This is a genomic window from Actinoplanes sp. NPDC051388 (assembly GCF_055586225.1).
Genome location: NZ_JBVJIP010000018.1, coordinates 201531 through 224219 on the forward strand (window position 1 = coordinate 201531; position 22689 = coordinate 224219).

Sequence of the window (22689 nt, forward strand, 5' to 3'; positions counted from 1 at the left end):
GCCGCAATGAGCCCGCAGTCCACCGCCGAAGCGCTCGGGCTACTGTTCCAGCTCACCCAGCGGGTCACCGCCCGCGAGCTGGTCTCCGGCGCGCTGACGACGACCAGCCGGGACGCGATCCGCGCCTACCAGCAGGAGAACGGCCTGGGCGTGACCGGCGCCCTCGACGAAGCGACCGTGGCGGCGCTGCGCCAGACGCTGGCCGACCGGCCGCGGCAGATGCTGGTCGCCGGCCAGGTGAGACACGCCGATGGCACGGCCGCGCGCGGTCTCACGGTCCGCGCCGCCGACCGCGACCTCCGCCGGGAGCAGCGTCTCGGCGAGGCAGGCTGCGATGACGACGGCTACTACCTCATCGAGTACGGACCGGAACGGTTCGCGCGTGCCGACAAGGCGTCGGCAGACCTGGTGGTGCGGGTGGCCGACGGCGATCGCGTGCTGCACGACCCGGGCATCGCCGGGATCACCTTCAACGCCCCGGACGTGGCGATCGTCGACATCGATCTGGACGACCGGCCGGAGTCGGTGGAGACCGAGTACGAAGCGATTTTCCGCATCGTGACGCCACTGCTCGACGACGTGTCCCTGGACGGTCTGCGAGACGACGACCAGCACCGCGACGTGACGTTCCTGGCCGCCGAAACCGGCATCGCCGCGCACCGGATCGCCTACTTCGGAATCGCTCAGAAGCTCGCGTCGGCGCATCAGATGCCGGCCGCGTTCTTCTTCGCGCTGATCGCCGAGGACGCCCTGCTGCGCGCCGGCGGCGCGACCGGTCTGCGCACCCACGTCGACCTGAACACCCCGATCGAAACGCTGTACTGGGACGTCGTGCTTCTTGCGGCGGACACGATCAGAAGCGCGGTGGGCGCCGCCGTCCGCGAGCTCGTGGTGCCGCGTGCCATCGAAGACGGCATCGACGAGTTCCTCCGGCGCCTCGCCGAGGACGCGCCGGCCGCGCGCACCTACCTGGAACGCGACCGGCCGCAGGCGTTGATCGGCGCGCTCACCCCGCTGCTGACCCGGGGCACATTGTCCCGGATCGCCGCGCTGACCATCGAGAACTCGCTCGGTGACCTGGGCGGGCTGATCGCCGCGCTGCACGACGAAGCCGGCAGCACGGCGGATCCGGATGCCGGCGTGCTGGCCGGCGGGCTCGCGCTCGCCGACGTCCTCGGCCTCGACGGCCCGGCGATCGCCGCCGCCACCCGGCACCACGGCATCACCGGCGAGAAGGACCTGCACAAGCTAGCTCGCCTCAGCCGGGACGACTGGACGGCCGCACTCGGCGACGAGCCACTCGCCGAGCTGCACGCGTCCGCGCTGGTGGACCGGATGGCGGCGCGCTTCCCGACGGCGGCGCTCGCCGCCAACCTGGCGCGCGACACCCGGGCGTTCGGCGGCCAGCAGCCCGCGCTGACGGCGTTCTTCGACGCCAACCCCGACCTCGACTTCAACACCGCCAACATCGATCCGATGGTGCGGCGACGTCCGGTCGACGGCCTCCGGGTCGACACCCTCAAGTCGATGCAGCGGGTGTTCCGGCTCGCCCCCGCCTATTCCCAGGCGAAGTCATTGCTGGACGCCGGCATCACCTCGGCCGCCCAGATCCACTCGATGGCACAGAGCCGGTTCACCCGGCTCGCCGTCGAGAGCGGAGCGTTCACGCCGCAACAGGCGGCGGTGGCGTTCGGCAAGGCCGTCCAGATCCACGTCGCGTCCACCTTCCTGGCCGGCCAGATGCAGGCGCTCCCGGCGGCAACGACGATCACCGGGCTGTCGGAGCCGCTGCCGAGCGGCACGCTGGCCAAGGTCAGCACCGAATTCCCCAACTTCAAGAGCCTCTTCGGCACCGGCGACATCTGCGCCTGCGACGAGTGCCGCTCGGTGCACTCTGCGGCCGCGTACCTCGTCGACGTGTTGCAGTTCCTCAAGCACCGCGCGGTCGTGGACACCATCAGCGGGCCGGGTGGCGTTCAGCACATCGCCAAGGACGTCCTGTTCAAGCGCCGGCCCGACCTCGGTGACACCGATCTGAACTGTGCCAACACCAACACCGCGGTGCCGTATCTCGACCTGGTCTGTGAACTGCTCGAAGAAGCGATCGCACCGGATCCGGGATTCACCTACGGGGGCGCGCTGGCCTCCGCCGCCAACCCGGCCGGCGACCAGATCGGCCCGGTCGATCCGGTCCTGCTCGCCGCACTGCAATCGCACGGCCTCGCGTTCACCGCCGCCGCGGTGGTCTTCCCGAAGGATGTCGCCGGTGACCAGGTGGTGCGGGACGCCTCGGCGGTCGCGAAGCTGACCCCGGACGGCGCAGGCTGGCGGATCCGTGAGATGCGCCAGTCTTACGGCACCGCGGCCGAGCTCGCGGCCGCACCCAGGTATGTGAATCAGGCTGCCTATCAGACGCTGAAGACCAGCCCGATCGCGTTCGGGCTGCCGTTCGACCTGGCCCATGCGGAGGCCAGCGGCTACCTCGAACAGGCCGGCGTCGCGCGCGCCGATCTGATGCGCGCCCTGCAGATCGGCGGGGCGCCCGGCGATGCCGCGATCGCCGCCGACGCCTGGGGATTGACCGACGCCGAGCGGCTGCTCATCGTCACCGCGAACGCGGCCGGCCAGAAGACCGTCTGGCACACGCCGGGCGCGCCCGCGACCGATCTGGCCGACGTCGAGAGGTTCGTGACCCGCGCAAACATCGCCTACACCGATCTCAAGACGCTGCTGACCCTCGCCTGGCTGAACCCGGGCAGCACGCTGACCATCAAGAGCGCCGCGTCCGGCTGCGACCTGACACTCAAGACGATCGTCGGACTCGACGACGCCGCGCTGGACCGGTTCCACCGGTTCATCCGGCTGTGGCGCGCCACCGGATGGGCACCGGCCACATTGGACCGGGTCATCCGGGCGCCGCGCCTGGGCAACGGCACGCTCGACGACGCGTGCCTGATCGCGACCCGGCGGTTGCAGGACGTCGCCGACCGGCTCCGGCTCACCGTCGACACGGCCTGCGACCTCTACGACGACCTGCCGTGGATCGGCGACGACTCCCGCTACGCCGCCACTTATCTCAACAAGGCCGCGGTCGGCGCCGTTCCGGACGCGGTCACTCCGGAGCAGGTCACCGCGACCGGCGGAACCACCCCGCTGGCTGGCTTCGGCACGTACATCGCGCTCTGCCTCGGCATCACCGAGGCCGAGTTCGACGCGCTCGCCGCGACACTCCCGGCGCCGGCCAACCTCACCCTGGAAAACCTTTCGTCGCTGTACGCGCTGCGCCGGCTCGCCACCTCGGCCCGGCTCTCGATCGCCGACCTGCTGATCACGCTCGACCTGTCCGGGCTCGCACCGCTGACCGGACCGGCTGCGACGGTCACCTTCCTGGACATCCTCGCCGGCATCCGGGCGGCCGGCTTCAGCCCGGCCGACGTCCGCTACCTGATCCGCCACGAAGCCGACGACCTGACCACCAGGGAGTTGCCGGACGCCACCACCACCGCTTCCCTGATCCGGCTGCAGACGGCTTACCGGGCCGCGCGAACCGCCGGCGCCTGGACGCCGGCCGCGACCGACCCGATCGACGATCAACGCGGCGCGCTGGCGGCACTGCTCGCCACCGTGCCCGGCTGCACCACGGCCGACGTTGCCGGACTGATGCAGATCGTCGACGGGACCTGGGCGAACCCCGGCGTCACCGCGGCGGCGTTCGCCGGCCTCAAGCTGACCGGCGCGGTCGACGCCGCCGCGCTCACAACGATCCTCGGGGACATCGTCGCGGCCCCGACCGATGCCCAGCGCATCACCCTGATCCAGGACGTCGGCCGCGCGGTCAACGCCACCCGGTACGCCCGCGCCAAGCAGGCCGCCCTGGTCGCCGAGCTCACCGCCACGTTCGGCAGCGCCGCACCCCTCGTCACCGCCGCGCTCACCGGTTCGCTCGCGGCGAAGCAACTCGGCGACGTGCTCGCCGACGAGGCCCTCACCGGCCCGGTCGCCGGCGCGGCGCCGCCGGTGACACCGGCCGCATTCGACGACCAATACCGAGCTATGCGGCTGGTCAAGGCAATGCTGGGACTCGCCTCCGGCTTCGCCCTGAGCGCCGGCCGGCTCGCCTGGATGATCACCGCCAACGCGTCCCTCGGCTGGCTCGCACCCGACCGGATCCCCTACCAGACGGGCGTCACCGCGCTCACCTTCGCCGAGTGGCAGCGCCTCGCCGCCGGGGTCGCGCTCGCCACCGCGTATCCACCGGCGGTCAACGCCACCGACCCCGATCGCCCGTACACCGTCAGCGGCTTCTTCGATCTGGTCAGCGCCTCGGCGACCGTCAACGAGGTGATCGGCTACGCCGCCGCGCTGGCCGGTTGGGATCCGGCCCTGGCGAACGATCAGGCCGTGCGGCTTGGCCTGACCACCGCGGCGCTCGCCGACCCGGCAGTGGTGTCCCGGCTGGGCCGGGCCGTCGCGATGGTCCGCACCCTGGGTGTTTCCGCCACCCAGGCCGAAGACCTTGTCGCAGCGACGCTGACCCCGGCCGACGCGGCGAACCTGCGACTCAGTCTGAAAGCCCGTTACGCCGACGCCGACTGGCTCGGAGTGCTGCGCAACATCCAAGACCGGCTGCGCGAGCGCAAACGCGATGCCCTCGTGTCCTATCTGCTAGCGGCCGATCCGCGGCTGCGCACGCCGGATGACCTGTTCGACAACTTCCTCATCGATGTCGAGATGGGCGCCTGCATGCCGACCTCGCGCATCGTTCAGGCGCACGCCACCGTGCAGCTGTTCGTGCAGCGCTCGCTGATGGGTCTGGAACCGGCCTGTGTCGCCGATGTCCGCGCCGACGACGGCTGGGCGCAGTGGGAGTGGATGTCGCAGTTCCGGGTGTGGGAGGCCAACCGCAAAGTCTTCCTGTGGCCGGAGAACTGGCTGATCCCTGATGTCCGCGACGACAAGTCCGAGCAGTTCCGGGCGCTGGAGAAGACGCTCCGGCAGGATGCGCTCACCGATGTCGCGGTGGAGGACGCCACCGCCGGATATCTCGAAGGTCTCGACGACATCGCGTATCTCGAAGTGATGGCGACCTACTACCAGACCGCCACGGGGGTGATGCACGTGTTCGCCCGGACCCGGGACGGCGACGGCCGCACCTGGCTGCACCGGCAGTTCATCAAGGAACGCGCCTGGACGCCGTGGGAGACGGTGAAGCTCGACATCACCGGCGACCATCTGACCGCGTTCGAGCGCAACGGCCGGCTCGCGTTGGCCTGGCCTCTGTTCACCATCGACGCGGACACCTCGCAGCGGCTGAACCTGACCGATCCACTGCCGACCGGGCTGACGCCACCGCCGCAGAAGCGGCTGAGCATCCAGATCTGCGTGAGCGAATTCGCGAACGGTCGCTGGCGGGCGAAGAAGGTGTCGAAGAATCCGGTGCAGTGCCCGGCCGACGGCTCGTTCACGCCCAGCGGACTGCCGGACGTCAACACGCTGAACTTCCTGGTCACTGACCTCGGCGCGGTGGGACAGTCCATCGTGTGCGTCGAGGAAGACGGCAACGTGCTCGGGGCATTCGCTCTCACCGGCTGCAAGGGCTATCCGGAACCGGCGCCGGCCGCGGGCGTGAGCAGCTACCTCCTCTATCCACGTTTCCGGAACACCGATCTGGAGACCGAGAAGCACATCCTCGATCTCGCCGACCGCGGCAGCGAGCTGACCCAGCTCGACCTGATGGCCGGCGGCGGCCTGCGGATCCTGGAACGGACCCCGAACCCGGGTCGCTTCGAGATCACTCATCCGATGCAGTTCACCCGCAACGACATGCTCTTCTATGTCGTGCGACTGCTGCTGGGCGGCAGCGGAGACTCGACCTACGCTCGCGGTGACTCCAGGCAGTATCGCGTTCCGCTGCCGCTGGGCACGTTCATGCCCTACTTCTACGGCGACTACGACCGTGGTTACGTCATCGTGCCGGGTCTCTACCCGAAGCCGTTGAGCCGGGTGGACGCCGCCACCGGGTCGCACCCGACCGGCGACCGCACCTACTCCGACCTGAACCGGCTCGTCACCGACATCACCGCGCTGGTCCGCACCTACCTGGCGATCTACGAGAAGGACAAGGATCTGCCGGGCCTGACCGCCAGGCTGGTCGCCGACCCGGAGTTCATCCGGATCCGCGAGTACCTCGCCGACCTGATGAAGCGGCGGTACGGGATGCGGTTCGAGAACTTCTACCACCCACTCGTCTGCTCGCTGCGCAGGGCGCTGGGCAGCGGCGGCGTCGACGCTCTGATGCGCCGGGACGTCCAGTTGCAGCAGACCACCTTCGACTTCGAGGCGACGTTCGGCCCGACGCCCGCGGTGACCACGCCCTACCCGGTCGAGGACATCGACTTCACGCCGGCCGGCGCCTACTCCAGCTATAACTGGGAACTGTTCTTCCACCTGCCGTTCGAGATCGCCTCCCGGCTCAGCAACGACCAGCAGTTCGCGGCCGCACAGAAGTGGCTGCACTACATCTTCAATCCGGTCGGCGTCATCGACCCGGACACCGGCGGTGGTGCCGCCGCGGCGAAGGCGCCGGCGAAATACTGGATCACCAAGCCCTTCTTCCAGCGAACGGCGGCCGGCTACGCGCAAGAGCTGATCGACGCGATCAGCACCAAGATGGCCCTCGACCCGGCAGCGCTGCACATCGACGACCTGGTCTTCGCCGTCGACCAGTGGCGGACGAAACCGTTCTCGCCGTTCGTCGTGGCCCGCTCCCGCACGGTCGCCTTCCAGATCGCCACCGTCAAGGCGTACGTGCAGAACCTGATCGACTGGGCGGACAGCCAGTTCCGGCTCTTCACCCGCGAGTCGGTGACGTTCGCGACGCAGCTCTATCTGATGGCCGGGAAGCTGCTCGGCGCGAAGCCACAGATCGTGCCACCCGACGTCGAGATGCCCACCGAGACCTACAACCAACTGGAATCGTCCCTCGACATCTTCAGCAACGCCGTCGTCGACCTGGAGAACTTGATTCCCGGCTGGACTGCCGACCCGGCACCGTCCGGCCCGTGGATGCCGGCCCCGATCAGCGCGACGAGCCTGTACTTCTGCATACCGCCGAACGAAGACCTGTTGCAGCTCTGGGACACCGTCGCCGATCGGCTCTTCAAGATCCGGCACTGCCAGAACATCGACGGCGTGGAAGCCATGCTGGCGCTGTTCGCGCCGCCGGTCGATCCGGGCGCGCTCATCCGCGCACTCGCCGGCGGTGGCAGCATCGCCTCGTTCCTGGCCGGCCTGGGCGCACCGCCGCCGCACTACCGGTTCTCGGTCCTGACGCAGAAGGCGTCCGAGTTGGCCGGGCACGTCTCGACGCTCGGCAACGAGCTGCTGTCGGCGTTGGAGAAGCGGGACACCGAGAAGCTCGGCCTGATCCGGACCACCCAGGAACAGACCGTCCTCAACGCCGTCCGGGATGTCAAGACGATCGCGATCGACGGGGCGAGCGGGCAGATCACCGCGTTGCGCAAGACACGTGACATCACCCAGGCGCGCCGGGCCTACTACGCGACCCGGCCGTTCATGAACGACGACGAGTCGACCGCGTCGGACATCCACAGCGGCATCGCGATCGGCGAGGGACTTCTCACCGCCGGTTACATCCTCGCCGGCGTGCTCACCAATGTGCCCGACTTCATGCTCGGCCTGGCCGGGTTCGGTGGATCACCGGCGGCGAACGCGACCACCGGCGGCACCAAGTTCGGCAAGGCATCCGACTTCGGAACGAGGGCGGCCGCGAGTCTGCTCAAGGCGCTGGAGACGAAGGCGGCGATGACGGCCACGCAGGGCGCCTACCACCGGCGTGCCGACGACTGGGCACACCAGGTCGCCATCGCCGACAAGGAGTTGGCGCAGATCGACCAGCAGATCGCCAACGCGCAGCTCAACGTGACGATGCTGACCGATGATCTGGCCGCGCACGACAAGCAGATCGCCAACGCCGCGGCCACCCTCGACTACCTCACCGAGAAATTCACCAGCCAGGACCTGTACGAGTGGACCGTCGACCAGATCAGCTCGACCTATTTCGGCGCATACAAGCTGGCCTTCGACACCGCGAAGAAGGCCGAGCGCGCCCTCGAACACGAACTGGGCACGGACGCCGGTTTCATCCAAGGGCCCTACTGGGACAGCCTCAAGAAGGGGCTGACCGCGGCCGACGCGCTCCAGCACGACATCAAGCGGATGGAGACGGCCTATCTCGACCGGAACAAGCGTGAGCTCGAGCTGACCAAACACGTCGCGCTTACCCAGATCGATCCGGCCGCGCTGATCGCGTTGCGGACCACCGGGAAGTGTGACTTCCTGGTGCCCGAGCTGGTGTTCGATCTGGACTATCCGGGCCACTACTTCCGCCGGCTGAAGACGGTCAGCTTGTCGCTGCCCAGCGTGGTCGGTCCCTACACGACGGTCAACGCCACGTTGTCTCTCGTCAGCAACCGATACCGGGCGAAGACGTCGCTGCCGTCGTCGGGAACGCCGGCGGCGAAGTACATGGAAAGCCCGGCCGGAGACGACCGCTTCGTCTACAACATCGGTTCGATCCAGTCGATCGCGACCAGCAGTGGTGTCGCGGACAGCGGACTGTTCGAGGTGAACTTCCACGACGAGCGCTACCTGCCGTTCGAGGGCTGCGGTGCGATCAGCCGCTGGCACCTCGAGTTGCCCGGCGACTTCCGGCAGTTCGACTACGAGTCGATCAGCGACGTCATCCTGCATCTGCGCTACACGGCGCGCAGCGACGGCGGCCTCAAGACGGCGGCCGGTGCAGCGCTCGGCGACCTGGTCAACGACTTCGCGCACGCGGCCGGCGCCACCGGGCTCTTCCAGGCGCTGAGCCTGGCCGAGCAGTTTCCGGACGCCTGGTGGCAGCTCGGTCAGACGGGCGCCGCCAAACTCACCGTCGACGCGAACCACCACCTTCCCTACTGGGTGCGTGGACGCAGCCCGGTGATCGAGTCGATCACGTTCTACGCGGCGATCTCCGGGACGCCCGCCTCGCCGTCGCTCACCGTCGGTGGGACGAACCTGCCGCTGAACAAGGCTCCCGGCCTGACCGGCGTCTACCTGAGCACCGCGACCGGGATGACGCTCGGCACACCGATCACACTCGGGATGGCCATGGCGAACGTCAGCGAGATCGTGGCGGTGGTCAAGTACAAGGTGTCGTAACGACACCAGCCGATCCGGCCGACCGGTCGGATCGGCTCAGCCCGGCGCTGCCTGACCTGCAGCGGCGCGACGGCCGAGGGCGTCGATGGCGCGCACGACCATCTCGCGCACGCTGCTGTCCGTCTCGGTGCCGAGCCCTGTACCGCTCGGAAATGCGGTTCGGGCTACGCTGCCTGCGAGTATTCGCTGATCAGACCGTTGAGGATCTTCCTGCGGCGGACCCGTGCCGAGGCGAGGTCGACGAGGACGGCCGGCTCGGTGTCTGCGGCGCTGGGTGGACGTTGCTGCCGGCTGCGCGACGCTCGCACACGCCGGTCGTCGCCGACGCGGCTGCGGCCCTCGTTGAAGCCGCACGGACGGATGGCCGGTGCGACAGGCGGATCATCCAGCCAGGCCAGCTGACGCCGGCGTCCACGCGACGCGTGAAGTGGCCGTGGATCGTCGGCGCAGCTATCGCCGTGGTCATCCTGTCGACCGGCGCCGTCATCGCCTATGACCAGCTCGCCAAGGATCCCGGCGTTGCCGCGTGCGAAGCCATCCGCGACGGGCAGGTATCACCGACCACTCAAAGCAGCGACAAGGAAATGACAGAGGCGGAGTACAAGGAAGTCCGGCAGCAGTTCGCCGACTCTCGAAGCCACGACATCCGCGACCATGGCACCAAGCTCGTCGACGGCATATGGCAAGTACAAAACATGAAGGACGACGAAGCAATCGGTGCGCTCGCACTTGTCGGTCCCATGATGGAGCACCTCGCCGGCCTGCAGTCGGCATGTGCCGACGAAGGCGTCGTGTTCAACCTCTCCGGTCTCGGTGCCGACGCAAGTGCTTCCGCCGCTCCTGACCCGTTCGGCGAGGACGGCACTGGCGCACCCGCACCGACGGAAGGGTCTGCTGCGACGTCGCCGTCATTCGCATGGCCAGACGGTGTCACGGTCAAGCTCGACCGGGTAGAGGTGGTCAACCGCAAGCTCGGCTACGAAATCCCGAAGTCGAAGTCGCTCGTCAAGGTGACATTCACCTTCGGCAACACCGGCAGCGAACCCATCAAGATCGAATCAATGACGTCCTGGGTGACCGTGCTGTACGGCCCGAACCGCTCCGAGGGAGACAGCGAAGCGGGCTACAGCACTGATGATGAAGCTGAGCAGCTGTCGAATCAGGACGAGCCCACGCGGATACCCGCAGGGGGCTCAGCGCAGATGTGGCGCACGTACCAGGTACCGAACGACGGACTCGCTGCGCTTGCCGTGCAGGTGAACCCGCCATCCGCGCCAGGATCGACCGGTGTTCCCGAGCCGTACACGTTCACTGACGTGGAAAAGGTGCTGAAGCCGTAGCAGACAGACCAGCGGCCGCGACTCGCTCAGGTCAAATGCTGCGCCCGTTTCCCGATGGACGTCACGGGTGGCCTCGATGTCGCCGTCGGCGCCCTCGTGGCCCAGGTAGCGCCGGGCGAGCTCCCAGCGCTGCTCGACGGTGACGGTATCCTCGATCGCGGTGACCGGTCCCTCGACGGAGGCGTACCGATAGCCAACTGGAGCAGCTGGGCGAGCAGGTCGACCGGGTGGCGCGGCGGGTCGAGGCGTTGCCGCCGGATCTGTCCCGGGTGTTCGGCAATCGTGACCGGCAAATCATCTCGGTCGAACTGCTCAATCTCTTCGAGCTGGCGCACCGGGAGACGTGGGTGGCCCGGCCGCTGTCCGTGCTTTGCCACGACTGGTTGCGCGACATAATCCACCGCGCCCTGGTCGGCCGGGTGCGGGAGAACCTGGCCGCGTCCGGCGTCGAGGCGGACGTGAGGTGGCACCGGGCCCGCTACCAGTAGCCGGGTGAACCCCACAATCGTCAGGGAACGAGTACGACTTTGCCGATGTTGCGGCGCTCGCTGATCCGGCGGTGCGCGTCGGCGGCCTGCTCGAACGGGTACACCCCGTCGACACGCGGACGGACCGCGCCCGCGCGCCACAGGTCAAGCAGGGCCGACAACTCCTCGCGCAGCAGGTCGGCGCGGCCCCACAGGTGCCCAAGGTTGACGCCGCTCACCGTCTGGTTGCGGCCCATCATCGTGAAGGGTGTCAGCAGCGGCACGCCGGTGAGCTGACCGAGCAGCCGACGAATGTTGCGCCGCTCGCCCGTGCTGAGGTTCGCGAAGCCGTACGCGATGAGCTGCCCGACCGGGCGCAGCAGGCCGAGGCCGCGCTTCCAGTCCCGCCCACCCAGCGGGTCGAGGACGAGATCGACGCCCTCACCGCCGGTGAGCTCGCGCACCCGCGCCGCGTAGTCCTCGGTGCGGTAGTCGATCGGGTGAGTACAGCCCTCCTCGCGCAGCACCGTGTGCTTGCCTGCGGAAGCGGTGCCGAACGTGACGACCTCCGGCACCGTGCGGCACAGCTGCAGCACCGCGATGCCGACGCCACCGGCGGCCATGTGCACCAGTACCCGGGCGCCCGGACGTAGATTCGCCACCCGGAACAGCAGGTGGTACGCGGTGACGTAGTTGACCGGCAGCGCAGCCCCGTCGATGAAGCTGAGGTCATCGGGCATCGGCAGCACCCGCTCGACGGGCGCACACACGGTCTCGGCGTGGCCGCCGAAGCGCACCAGGGCGAGCACCCGCTGCCCGACCTCCAGACCGGTGACCGTGGCACCGAGGGCATCGACGACGCCGGCCACCTCATACCCCACGACGCACGGCGGCTTCGGCGCGTCCGGATAGAGACCCTGCCGGGCCATGACCTCGGCGAAGTTCAGCCCCGCGGCGCGAACCGCGATGCGCACCTCGCCCCGGTCGGGCATCGGGTCTGCACTCTCGCGTACCTCGAGAACCTCCGGTCCACCCGGCCTGGTGATCCATACAGCGCGCATCGATGCTCCAGTCCTTTGACGATCTCGCCATCCTGCCGTGGACGGTCATCTTTCGCTTCTACGCGGCACCTCGCCCGGCGCCATTCCCAGCGTCGTCGCCGTTCCATACGCCTTCAAGGCGGCCCTCCCGGCCGCGCGCGAGCTACCCGCCGGCCGACCACGCCTCAACGCTCCGCTCTCGGCGCGGGCCGGCAGCGATCAGCGCGCGGGACGCAGAAACGGCGAGGCCACGCACACGGACACGGGTGGCGGCCAAGGCGTCGGGGCCGTCCCTCAATGATCTCCGTTGGACAGGGTGTCCCACGTGAGTTCCATGGATCGGTCGGCCCGGCTCATGGTTATCGAGAAGCGCACCTCCGCGCCGGCCCCGGCGCCGCACATCGGGCAGGTGCCGTTCAGCGTCGCCGCCGAGCCGTCCTCGGTCTCGGCGGCCCGATCATCGACGCGATACTTCCATTCCACCGGGCCCTCGATGCGGGTCGCCATGCCACAGCCTGGGCACGGAACGTTGAGCACCGCATACTGCGCCCGGACGAGGCCCACCGAAACCGTCTCGCCGAGTGAGACAACCGCCGGCTCGCCGAGGCGGAAGCCCACCCGCAGATCCTCCGGGCCCCGCGTGAGCATCGGGCTCGGCTCGCCGGACGGCAGCGGATCCAGCCCCGCGGCGATCTGCCGCTCGGCGAAAAGACCGCCGAGGCGCCCGAGATCGCCACGTCCCGGGTCGTCACCCAAGCCCTTCTCGAGGGTTCGGCGCAGCCAGCCGCTCGGCGTGCACCGAGAGAGGTGGTGCAGCGGCCCGCGAAGCTCCGGCGCGTGCTTCAGCAGGTACCGGTATCCCACGAGCCTCGCCAGGCGCGACTCGTCCCGCTGAATCAGGACCCGCGAAGCGATCGCCGCGCCGACGCCGGGATCGTCGACCGTCTTCAGCCGGTCGGCGGCCGAGTCCGCGATATAGCCGACGTCGGCCAGATAGCCGACCAGAGCCCGTCGCACCTCGCCGGTCACGGCGCGGACGACGAGGCCGCCGATGAACGCCAGGCGCACGTCCGGATCGGTCTCCACGCGCGCGGCCGCCACGTACGCGTCGCTGTCCTTGTGCCAAGTCAGCGCCTTTGCCGCGACCAGCCGCACCTTCGCCCCCGGATCGCGTAGCGCCGCCTCGTAGTCCTCGCGGCCAAACCCGGCCCGGCCACGCAGCGCCTCGGCGCGGACCAGCGGTGACGGGTCAGCGAAGAAGCGGCGGCTGAACTCGGCCGTGCGCTCGATCGAGAGCACCGCCAGCAGCGCCCGCAGCCGCAGCCGCTCGTCGCCGCACGCCTCCAACTCGCGGCGCACCGGCTCGTAGCGGCTCCCGAGGTAGTAGAGCAGCACGCCTACGCGTTCGTCGTCCTCGCTCAGGTCGGACACCGCACGGCGGACCCGGTCGTCGAGGTCGCTCTGCCGGCCAAGGATGCCCCCCAGCGCCCGGGCCGCGGCGTCGCCCACAACGGCCCACTGCTCGGCCATCCCACCGGCCGTCTTCACCTCGGCCGTGTCGTGCAGCGCCATGTCGAGCAACCTGCCGACCAGTTCACGACCGCGGCCTGTCGCGGCCCGCTCCACAGCGCGCAGCCGGGTCATATCGTCCTCGCTGTGCAACTGGCCGGACGGCGACATGCCCATACCCTACTTTTGACATCCGTCGTTGCGGACTCGTAAGTGGCACACGGCCGCGATCCCTGAACCGCTAACGGCGAGAGCCCTTCAGTCCAGATACATGTCCAGCAGGACGTAGGCGCGCAGCTCGTGGAGAAGCGCGATCAGCCCGCGGTCGACAATGACGCCGTCCTGCGGCTGGAGCCCATGCCAGACACTCGATCAGGATCTCCATCGCTGTCCGGCAAGCCCAGATTCATTGTCACGCACGATCGAGGCGAGGATCGCGGCGGCTGGTCCTGCCGCATCGCCGTCCATGCTGAACCGGTGCACTCAATAGCCGCGATCCGCTCGTAAGGAAGTGGGACGGCCTGCTCGGTGGCTCGGCGGATGCGTCAGCCTCGGCCGCCCCACTACGATCCACAAGTGTCCGACAACGCGGGGCGACGGGGCTGACATGGCTGGTTACTCAGGCACGCCGCTGCACCGCAAGCTCGGCATCAAGCCGGGTCACCGAGTCGCACTGTTGGACGCGCCGACCGGTTTCGAGGCCACACTCGATGGCCTGCCCGACGGGGTCGTCATCCGGTACGGCCTGGCTTCCGACGTGCCGACCGACGTGATCGTGCTGTTCGTGACCGGACGCCACGAGTTGCAGGCCCGCCTCGACGAGGTCAGACGCGGCATGGCACAGGACGGCGGCTTCTGGGTCGCCTGGCCGAAACGAGCGTCGAAGGTGTCCACGGACGTCACCGAGGACGTCGTCCGGGAAGTCGCGCTGCCGACCGGGTTGGTCGACAACAAGGTATGTGCGATCGACGAGATTTGGTCGGGCCTGCGGCTGGTCATCCGCCGCGAAAACCGCACACCCGCCAAGTGAGACGCCTCACGCGATGCCCGGATCTGCCGCAGATAACGCGTGCGCCATCGACTGGCCGGCTTACCGTCAGCCCGCGAGCATCTCGATGCTCCCCGGGACGCGAACAACTCTGACCGCCGCCCGGATCCGAAGAGCGAGCACGGCGGGCAGTGAACGCATCGTGCGATGTGAGCACGCGGGTGTCAGGGGTCCGTTGCATTGCGGGATCGGCAGACACACTGAGCCGGTAGGACACGTTCGTCAGATCGCGTGGGCGAGTTCGGTGAACGCCGCGGCGACCTGCAGGGTTGGGGAGGCGTCGACGCCGAGTTCGTTGTGGCCGCGCCGCAGGTTCTGGATGAAGGCGTGTCCGGCGATCACGACCTGTGCGGTTCTACCAGTTTGGGGGCCGCGCATCGGTTTCAGCCGGCGCTTGAGCTGCCCGTGAACGGCCTCGACCGGGTCCCGGACGCGGCCGGTTTCGCCACGTTGAAAAAGGTTCACTTGTGACCATCCGATTCAGACACTCAGATAATCACCGATGGGCTGCGAGCCCTTCACATTCGGTCGCCTCCAGCCGCGAACCCCGTTCAATTTTTGGAAGAGCCTGTATGAGACCGCGTTATGGGGCGGCCGCGCATTGCATACTTCGGCCGTACTCTCGCCTTACAGCAAAGCATTCTTTCAATCCGGCCGACGCTGGCGCGTCACTTCACGGGCATTTTCATTCGGAACAGTTTCTCTGCATTTCGGAACGCGATCTTTTCCTTGTCTTCGCGTGGCAAATCGACTCCGCGGAACCAGTCGGTCTGCGCCTTTATGTCCGCGAACGGGTAGTCGGTTGCGAACATCACTCGATCCACGCTTATGTACTTCAGCAGGAGATCGAGCAGTTCGGTCTGGGGGAATGCGCTAGTTGTGATCCAGAAGTTGTCCTGGAAGTATTGCTCGATGGGCTTCTTGAGCGAGTTTTCGGTCGGCTCGCCCATGTCTTCGATGATCCGCTTGTAGTAGAAGGGAAGACCTTCGCCCATGTGGCCGATGATGATTTTCAGTTTGGGGAATCTGTCAAAAACCCCATACGTGATCATCCGAATGCATTGGGTCAGCACCTCCTGGTGCCAGCCATATCCAGACCCACTGAAAATGTAGTCTTGGAACTCTTGCGTGTATTCAGACCGGGTGGTGCTGTAGTAGATCTTGAAGACCTCGTCAGCTGGATAGCCGGGATGCAGGTAGATCGGCACATCGAGAGCTTGGGCACGTGCCAGCACAGGCTCGAAATCGGGATGATCGAGATACTTCTTCGTGATGTGTCCGTTGGTCAGTGCACCCAAGAAGCCATCTTCCTTAACCGAGCGTTCCAGTTCGTCCGCCGCCGCCTCCGGGCTCTGCAAGGGCAAGGTGGCGAAAGCCTCGAAGCGGCCCGGATATTTGGCGATTGGCCCGTCTACAAGTTGCCGGTTAAGACGATAGGCAAGGTCGATGCCCCTTTTCCCTGGGACATTTTGCACGGACGGTGTATGAGCAGAGAGGATTTGAACGTTGAGTCCCCCCGCGTCCATATCGCCGATGCGGCGTTCGCCTAGATCCGAAAGACCAATTTCCTCAAGGAACGCTATGTGATCCTTATTGATGGAGTTCAGCTTCAACAACGTGGGAGTCGTAAAGGTCTCCTCCGTGCCGATGAAGGGCAGGTCCTTGTCTCGCTGGTAAATGTCCGAAGTCTCGGCCGGAGTCTTGTCCGGAGTTTTGTCCGAAGTCTCGTTGTCGTTCACCGCCGAGGCAATGGCATGCGAGGACACGCCGGCACCAATGCCAAGTGCCGTGGCGGCGGCTAGAAAGCTACGGCGTCCCATGGACTTCATGTCAGTCTCTTTTCAGGTGTTTGTGTGGTACGGCATCCGTCTGCAAGATGCGTCAGATCGACCTTCGTCGTTACCAGGCGCGCCCAGGCGTCCACCCACGCCGCGGTCAGGAACGCCGTCTTGGTCAGGCCCGGATCGATCATCTGGCACCGGTACTCGTCCGAGCCGCCGCCCTCCGGCGGCGCGGACGTGCAGGCTGCGGCCAATCTCAGGTCGAGGAACCGCTCGCCCGCGTGCGCGCTGTGCGGGCCGGCCGCGGCGGGCCCCGCACTGTTGTCGGCGTGCGACCCGCAGGCGGCGACAGGGAACGCCGTCGCCAGCGCCATGGTGGACGCCCCGAACTTTGATCGCCCAGGCGGCGCTTTCCCTGACGGCGCCGCGTCGACTGCCATCACTCGCCTCCCCCTACGCACGGGTTGCCTCGCTTATCTGACGCCGACTTTCTACCGAGCGAATCTGAGACGAACGTTAGAAGTGCCGCTCAGGCCGGTTGGCCGAACCAGGTGCCCAGCGCACGCACCAGCGTGGTGGCGTCGAGGTACTGCCCGGTGGGCAAGGCCCAGGCGACACAACCGCCGGGCCGGATCAGCAAGGCGTCGACGTCCACCCGGTCCGAGCGGCGATGACGGAGTTGACCCGGTCCGGTCCACGCGGCCGCGGCGTCGCGGACCTCCGCGCGGTCGACGAGGTCCAGCAGGAGCTCACGCCCCTCACGCAGCAGGTCCGCCGACCGGGCCACCGCAGTGACGACGTCCGGGGCCGGGCCGCTCCAGGGTCAGCTTCATGTTCGGGCACAGGGTGCCGACGAGCCGCTGGTCCTCGCCCAGGTCGTACCGGACGTCCATGCCGGCGAGCACGTCGGCGACGTACCGGTGGTCGTCGAGGTCCATCAGGTCGGAGAACCTCTCCCACAGCGCCCTCGTCTGCGGGTCAGGTCGTATCAGGGCGAGCAGGGTCCGGGTCTTCTGCAGTTCCTCGGCGGTGAGCGGCTAGGCCCGCCGCGGCGGACCGTCGACCTCCACTGTGGACACCCGACTCACCCCCGAGCCCGTGCACGTACGTGCGGCGTGCAGTGAAATCCTGGCCGCGGCTTCTCCTGGTCCACCATGTCGACCACTGCCATCCGACCGGTGACGGTCGCGTCGGTGCCGGCAAGTCGAAGCCGGCGAGCCCGAGGCGTCGCAGCCGACGAGGTAGCGTGCGCTGAGTTCCCGCACGCCGCCGGTGGTCCGGACCTCGACGGTGACCTGGGTGATTGTCGTGCCGTCGGAGCGCTCGGGCGTCACCGCACGGCCCGCGCGACGAGGACGGAGGACGCTGCCTTTCCGCAGGTCACGAAGTATCTGCGGAGGCGGTTCGGGCACCGCCACATCCGGCTTCGCGCATGCCCTGACCGGTTCAGTGCTCACCCGGCCGTCGGTGGACATGGACGCCGATACTCTCAGTGATCGACAAGGGGTCCAATACCAAGTCCCGATTCAGACAGTCACGTAAGTGTTACGTCGGGCTCGGCGGGTGAAGGCGGCAAGCTCCCGGTTGAAACGCTCAGGCTCCTCGAGGTGGGGCACGTGCCCGACGCCGTCGTACCACGAGGGCTCGGCGGTCGGACAGGTGGCGGCCACGTGCTCGGCCATCGCCGGCAGCACGACGGAGTCATCACGGCCGTGGGTCACCAGCAGCGGCACTTCCAGCGCGCGCAGCACGTCGTCGTAGTCGAGCTCGCGGGTCGCCAGGTGGGCCCGGACCGCCGCCGGGACGAGGACGTTCCAGCACATCGCCGTCTGCAGGTCGTCGTCCGAGACGGGCTTGACCAGGCAGGTACGCACGAACGAACGCATCGTGGAGATCGTGGTCGGCAGGTCCTCGGAGGTCGCGCCCGCGAAGTGGTCGAGGAACCCGGGCCCGATCAGCGTGCCGAACGCGGCCTCGCCGAGCTTGACCGCGCCGTCGACGAAGTTGACGGCGCCGATCCGCTCCTGCCCATACACCCGGATGTAGTCGCCGATCACGAAGGGCCCGTAGGACCAGCCGACGAGCACCGGCCGGTTGAGGCCGAGCCGATCGATGATCGCCGCCAGGTCGTCGGCCCACAGGCGCCCGTCGGTGTAGTGCTCCGGTTCCAGCGGAGCCTCGGACATGCCGTGGCCGCGCAGGTCGTAGGCGACGAGCCGGAACTCGTCGGCGAGCACGCTGTCGTACTGCTTGCCCCAGCACAGGTGGTTCTGCGACCAGCCGTGGATGAACAGGATCGGCGGGCCGTCGGGCCTGCCCCACTCCCGTACGTGCAGCCGGAGGCCACCTCCGCCGCGCACCGTGTGCACCGTCGTCCGCCCGCTCGCCGCCTGCGTCGCTTTCCCTGCCGTCATCGCCAGCCCCCTTCTCGGTCTTCCTCTGCTGGGAATCGTGTCCGGCGGGCGGGCCACGCGCGTCGGGCGGGAGCCTCCTATTCTCCGGGCCCGGGCTTCCTATCCTGGGCCGCGCAGGTGCCTACGAGGTGCCTCCCCGGCCGGCGCGGGTCCGCGCGATACTGGCCGCGATGGAGAGTCAAGCGGCCGGGGTGTTCGTCGGACGCGCCCGTGAGCTCGCGGAGCTCACCCGGGCGCTCGACGGGGCACGGGCGGGCCGCGGTTGCACCGTCCTGGTGACGGGGGAGGCGGGGATCGGAAAATCCCGTCTCGCCGCCGAGACCGGCCGGTGCGCCCGGGCCGCGGGCTTCGAGGTGCTGGTCGGCCGCTCGATCGACCTCGTCGGCACGGAGTTGCCGTACCAGCCGTTCGTCGACGCGCTGCGTCCGCTCGGCACGGTGCCGTTGGCGGCCGGGACGGCCGGCTCGCAGGTGCGGGTGTTCGAGGAGACGCTCGCGCTGCTCGGCGAACGCGCATCGACGACGCCCGTCCTAATCGTGCTGGACGATCTGCACTGGGCCGACACATCGACGCTCGACCTCGTCGTCTTCCTGGCCCACCACCTCGGGGACCGGCGGGTGCTGCTGCTCACCACCGGCCGCCCGGACGAGCCCGCGTCGGCCGGCCGCATGGACCGGCTCACTGACGGGATCGGCCGCGCCGCCGCGGCGCTCGTACTCGGGCTCGGGCCGCTGGACGACGACGATCTCGCGGCGCTGCTGGCCACCTACCCGGCCGGCAGCGTATCCCCAGCGGTGGCGGAGGCCGTCATCGCCCGATGCGAGGGCAACCCGTTCTTCGCCGAGGAACTCCTGGCCGCCCCGGGTGAGCTGGCGGGCGATCTGCCGCCCGCGTTGCGCGACCTGCTGTTGCGGCGGGTGGCCAGACTGGACGGCCCGACCCGGAGCCTGCTGCGGCTGGCGGCGGCCGCGGGCCGCGACGTCCGGTACCCGCTGCTGCGGGCCGCTGCGTCGGCTCCCGAACGGGACCTCCGGGAGTCGTTGCGGCAGGCGACCGAGCACGGCGTGCTCGTGGCCGACCAGGCGACGAGCAGCTTCCGTTTCCGACACGCCCTGCTGGCGGAGGCGGTCTACGCGACCATCCTGCCCGGCGAGCGCGAGGAAGTGCACGCCCGGCTCGCCACCGAGCTAGCCAGCAGCGGCACGGCCGGGCCGGCGGAGCTGGCCGGCCACTGGGCGGCCGCGGGCCGGCCGCGGGAGGCGCTGGTCGCGTCGGTGGACGCGGCGCGTCAGGCAGCGGCCATCTTCGGGCTGGCCGAGGCCTACGCGCACCTCGAACGCGCCATCGCCGGCTGGCCGGCCGTGCCGGACGCGGCCCGGCTCGCGAAGATCGACCTCCCCGGGCTATGCGCCTGGGCCGCCGAGCTGGCAAGCCAGGTCCGGGCCGCGCCTCGTGCCGTCGAGCTGGCGCGCCGGGCGATCGAACTGGTCGGCGCCGGCGACACGCACCGGGCGGCGCTCCTGCACGTACGTCTCGGCGAGTACCTGTATTCGGTCGGGCGGGACAAAGCCGGCCTGGCCGCACTCGCCCGGGCGGTCGAGTTGGTGCCGGCGGACCCGCCTTCCGCCCAGCGCGCATACGCGCTCGGATCGCTGGCCGGCGGGCTGATGGTGGCATGGCGGCACGCGGAGTCGTTGCCGATCGGTGAGGAGGCGCTCGCCCTGGCCCGGCAGGTCGGGGCGCGCGAGGCGGAGGTCCGGGCACGCACCGTCCGCGGCTGCGATTTCGCATACCTCGGCCGCGGTGAGGACGGTCTCACCGAGCTTCGCCGGGCGGTGGACCTCGCCGAGGATATCGGCGACCACTGGGGGCTGGAACGGGCGTACGTGAACCTCACCGACGTCCTCACCATGCTGGGCCGGCCCGGCGAGTCAGCCCGGATCGGGCTGGCCGGGATCGAAATCCTGGGCCGGTACGGCATCGACAGCACCGTGCTCGTCGCCAACACCATCGAGGCGCGGATCGCGACCGGCGCCTGGGCCGAGGCGGACAGCCTGAGCGCGGCCGCCCTCCGGGCCACCACCGGCGACTTCCCGTACCTGCTCTGCACGCTCCGCGCCGACCTCGAACTCGGACGCGGCGACTTCGCCGCCGCGCGCGACCACCTCGCCGCCGCCGTCAACACCCTGCGCGAGGACCATGGGCAGGGCGTCTACGACATCTCCGTCGCGGAGCTGGCCCTGTGGGAACACCGCTGGCTCGACGCCCTCACCGCCGTCCGAGCCGCCCTGACGATGGCGAGCTCCGCCCAAAGCGCCCAGCTGCGCGTTTGGTTCGGCGCCAAAGGGCTGCGTGCGGAGGCCGAACTGGCCGCGCTGGCCCGCGCCCGGCGCGACTCCGGCGCGTTGCAGACCTGGCTCGGTCGCGCCCGGGAACTCATCGACAAGACCCGCCGCGAGGCCGCGGACGCTGCGGCGACGACGCCCAACGCCGGCGCCTGGCTGGCCACGGCCGAGGCGGAGTACGAACGTGCCTCCGGCATTCCCCGGCCCGAGTCGTGGTCGGCGGTTGCGACCGGCTGGGACCGGCTCGAACGCGCGCCACTCGCGGCGTACTGCCGCTGGCGTCACGCCGAGGCGCTGGTCGCGGCCGGCTCGTCCCGCACCGAGGCCACCGTTCCGCTGCGGGCGGCCTACGCCGTCGCGACCCGGCTCGGGGCGCAGCCGCTGGTGCGTGAACTCGACCTGCTCGCCCAACGGGCGCGGCTCGACCCCACGACGTCCGAGACCGGACCGTCCAGCGCCGGGCACGGCCTCCGCGAGGTCCTCGGCCTGACCGAGCGCGAGGCCGAGATTCTCACGCTGGTGGCCCGCGGCTACACCAACCGCGAGATCGCCGCGACGCTGGTCATCAGCGTCAAGACGGCGAACGTCCACATGACGCACATCCTCCGCAAGCTCGGCGTGCCCAACCGCGTCGAGGCCGCCGCGGTGGCGCACCGCCTGACCACACCACCGCTCGGCTGATCCGTTGCGACATCCACCGCTTCACGCCGACGAACTCGAAGCCTGTACCGCTCGGAAATGCGGTTCGGGCTCGGCGAGACACGGAGATCCCCGCTCACGGTCTTAGCCTCGTGGTGATTCGGCCCCGTGATCTGGACGCGGATGGGCGAGGTCGCCTACGTCGCGGTGCCACCGCCGACCGTCAGATCCTCCGCAAGCTGCTCCTTGAAGATCCCGGATCACCTACGGAGAGTAGCTAAGGCGGTCTCCATGCCAGTGACTCGCGACAGTTGAATATCGTCGTTGGATGACCACTGCCCCGAGTGAATTGCCCCCACTTGAAGGGCCGGCGGACGCGCCGCTACTGGGCGGGACAAGGTCAACGTCGCTGGCGCCTCGCCCGAGCCCAAGAGCTAGAACGGCACTGTTGCATTGAGCGATCTACCCTGGCGCACGCCGTAAATCCTCCACACCGCTTCGTCGCGACCTTGCAAACTGGATCTCGCAGGAAGCTTTGCGGCGAGCGATCTTGGTGATTGCTTAATGCAACAGAGGCGCTCGGAGAGCATATGTCTCCAGCGCAGATTGAGATCCTCTTCGCCTTCGCGTGCGCGGGAAAGCAGAAAGCTCTTCAACAGGTCAACGGGTGTCAGCCGCGTACCACGGTCGTTCATCGACTCGAAGATGCGGAAGCCGCTGTCGCGGTCGGAGGCGCGAATGCCCACTAGGGTCACCCTGGTCAGGAGCCACTCGACGAAGCTGTCCAGATCAGCGGCTTCCAGCCGGCCGTGGAGTAGTTCGCGGAGTTCGTCACTGCGCGCGGCAAGGCCGGGTTCCGCAGCGACAGGGAGTCCCCGGTG

At 68.7% G+C, this 22689-nt stretch carries 14 protein-coding genes; 5 read left to right on the forward strand and 9 right to left on the reverse strand.

What is annotated here, in order from left to right; all coding sequences use genetic code 11:
* Positions 1 to 6 precede the first annotated feature (6 nt).
* The 3 genes from ACZ6TI_RS37065 to ACZ6TI_RS37075 all read left to right on the forward strand — a co-directional run bounded on the left by ACZ6TI_RS37065 (position 7) and on the right by ACZ6TI_RS37075 (position 11053).
* Complete coding sequence (locus tag ACZ6TI_RS37065; protein WP_465349902.1) at positions 7 to 9225, forward strand: Tc toxin subunit A-related protein; 9219 nt, start codon at positions 7 to 9, stop codon at positions 9223 to 9225.
* Between the two features lie 152 nt (positions 9226 to 9377).
* Complete coding sequence (locus ACZ6TI_RS37070) at positions 9378 to 10565, forward strand: hypothetical protein (protein WP_465349903.1); 1188 nt, start codon at positions 9378 to 9380, stop codon at positions 10563 to 10565.
* 227 nt (positions 10566 to 10792) lie between these two features.
* Positions 10793 to 11053, forward strand: coding sequence for a hypothetical protein (locus ACZ6TI_RS37075; protein ID WP_465349904.1), 261 nt, complete (start codon positions 10793 to 10795; stop codon positions 11051 to 11053).
* A 20-nt stretch (positions 11054 to 11073) separates the two neighbouring features.
* On the opposite strand, the gene ACZ6TI_RS37080 is transcribed toward ACZ6TI_RS37075, so the two are convergent.
* Positions 11074 to 12093 (reverse strand): synaptic vesicle VAT-1 family membrane protein, encoded by a 1020-nt coding sequence (locus ACZ6TI_RS37080; protein WP_465349905.1) that lies wholly within the window; start codon positions 12091 to 12093, stop codon positions 11074 to 11076.
* A gap of 273 nt (positions 12094 to 12366) precedes the next feature.
* The gene (locus tag ACZ6TI_RS37085) at positions 12367 to 13752 is read right to left on the reverse strand and encodes a HEAT repeat domain-containing protein (RefSeq protein ID WP_465349906.1); all 1386 of its coding nucleotides are present in this window, start codon (positions 13750 to 13752) and stop codon (positions 12367 to 12369) included.
* 505 nt (positions 13753 to 14257) lie between these two features.
* On the opposite strand from ACZ6TI_RS37085, the gene ACZ6TI_RS37090 reads away from it, so the two are divergent.
* Entirely contained in the window at positions 14258 to 14611 is a 354-nt protein-coding gene (locus ACZ6TI_RS37090) for a DUF3052 family protein (RefSeq protein WP_465349907.1), read from the forward strand.
* A 240-nt stretch (positions 14612 to 14851) separates the two neighbouring features.
* Here ACZ6TI_RS37090 and ACZ6TI_RS37095 read toward each other — a convergent pair whose 3' ends face one another.
* From ACZ6TI_RS37095 to ACZ6TI_RS37120, 6 genes are all read right to left on the reverse strand, one after another.
* Positions 14852 to 15094 carry a DDE-type integrase/transposase/recombinase gene (locus ACZ6TI_RS37095; RefSeq protein ID WP_465349908.1) on the reverse strand — a complete coding sequence of 81 codons (243 nt, stop codon included), beginning with the start codon at positions 15092 to 15094 and terminating at the stop codon, positions 14852 to 14854.
* A 203-nt stretch (positions 15095 to 15297) separates the two neighbouring features.
* Positions 15298 to 16458 (reverse strand): amidohydrolase family protein, encoded by a 1161-nt coding sequence (locus tag ACZ6TI_RS37100; protein ID WP_465349909.1) that lies wholly within the window; start codon positions 16456 to 16458, stop codon positions 15298 to 15300.
* A complete protein-coding gene (locus ACZ6TI_RS37105; protein WP_465349910.1) occupies positions 16455 to 16784 on the reverse strand; it encodes a hypothetical protein in 330 nt (109 codons plus the stop codon). Before ACZ6TI_RS37105 ends, ACZ6TI_RS37100 begins: the two co-directional genes overlap by 4 nt.
* A gap of 155 nt (positions 16785 to 16939) precedes the next feature.
* On the reverse strand, positions 16940 to 17197 hold the full coding sequence (locus ACZ6TI_RS37110) for an aromatic-ring hydroxylase C-terminal domain-containing protein (RefSeq protein WP_465349911.1): 258 nt from the start codon (positions 17195 to 17197) through the stop codon (positions 16940 to 16942).
* On the reverse strand, positions 17169 to 17348 hold the full coding sequence (locus ACZ6TI_RS37115) for a hypothetical protein (protein WP_465349912.1): 180 nt from the start codon (positions 17346 to 17348) through the stop codon (positions 17169 to 17171). The genes ACZ6TI_RS37110 and ACZ6TI_RS37115 overlap by 29 nt, the downstream gene beginning before the upstream one ends.
* A 588-nt stretch (positions 17349 to 17936) precedes the next feature.
* Complete coding sequence (locus ACZ6TI_RS37120) at positions 17937 to 18824, reverse strand: alpha/beta fold hydrolase (RefSeq protein WP_465349913.1); 888 nt, start codon at positions 18822 to 18824, stop codon at positions 17937 to 17939.
* A 170-nt stretch (positions 18825 to 18994) separates the two neighbouring features.
* On the opposite strand from ACZ6TI_RS37120, the gene ACZ6TI_RS37125 reads away from it, so the two are divergent.
* Positions 18995 to 21850 (forward strand): helix-turn-helix transcriptional regulator, encoded by a 2856-nt coding sequence (locus ACZ6TI_RS37125; RefSeq protein WP_465349914.1) that lies wholly within the window; start codon positions 18995 to 18997, stop codon positions 21848 to 21850.
* A 392-nt stretch (positions 21851 to 22242) separates the two neighbouring features.
* Here the strand turns inward: ACZ6TI_RS37125 and ACZ6TI_RS37130 are convergent, their stop codons facing one another.
* A complete protein-coding gene (locus ACZ6TI_RS37130) occupies positions 22243 to 22554 on the reverse strand; it encodes a hypothetical protein (RefSeq protein WP_465349915.1) in 312 nt (103 codons plus the stop codon).
* Between the last annotated feature and the right edge of the window lie 135 nt (positions 22555 to 22689).

Excerpts from the sequence above, each read along its gene's own strand:
- ACZ6TI_RS37065 (WP_465349902.1), top strand. The coding sequence starts at position 7 with ATGAGCCCGCAGTCCACCGCCGAAGCGCTCGGGCTACTGTTCCAGCTC.
- ACZ6TI_RS37070 (WP_465349903.1), top strand. The coding sequence starts at position 9,378 with ATGCGGTTCGGGCTACGCTGCCTGCGAGTATTCGCTGATCAGACCGTT.
- ACZ6TI_RS37080 (WP_465349905.1), bottom strand. The coding sequence starts at position 12,093 with ATGCGCGCTGTATGGATCACCAGGCCGGGTGGACCGGAGGTTCTCGAG.
- ACZ6TI_RS37085 (WP_465349906.1), bottom strand. The coding sequence starts at position 13,752 with ATGTCGCCGTCCGGCCAGTTGCACAGCGAGGACGATATGACCCGGCTG.
- ACZ6TI_RS37100 (WP_465349909.1), bottom strand. The coding sequence starts at position 16,458 with ATGAAGTCCATGGGACGCCGTAGCTTTCTAGCCGCCGCCACGGCACTT.
- ACZ6TI_RS37105 (WP_465349910.1), bottom strand. The coding sequence starts at position 16,784 with ATGGCGCTGGCGACGGCGTTCCCTGTCGCCGCCTGCGGGTCGCACGCC.
- ACZ6TI_RS37115 (WP_465349912.1), bottom strand. The coding sequence starts at position 17,348 with ATGGACCTCGACGACCACCGGTACGTCGCCGACGTGCTCGCCGGCATG.
- ACZ6TI_RS37120 (WP_465349913.1), bottom strand. The coding sequence starts at position 18,824 with ATGACGGCAGGGAAAGCGACGCAGGCGGCGAGCGGGCGGACGACGGTG.
- ACZ6TI_RS37125 (WP_465349914.1), top strand. The coding sequence starts at position 18,995 with ATGGAGAGTCAAGCGGCCGGGGTGTTCGTCGGACGCGCCCGTGAGCTC.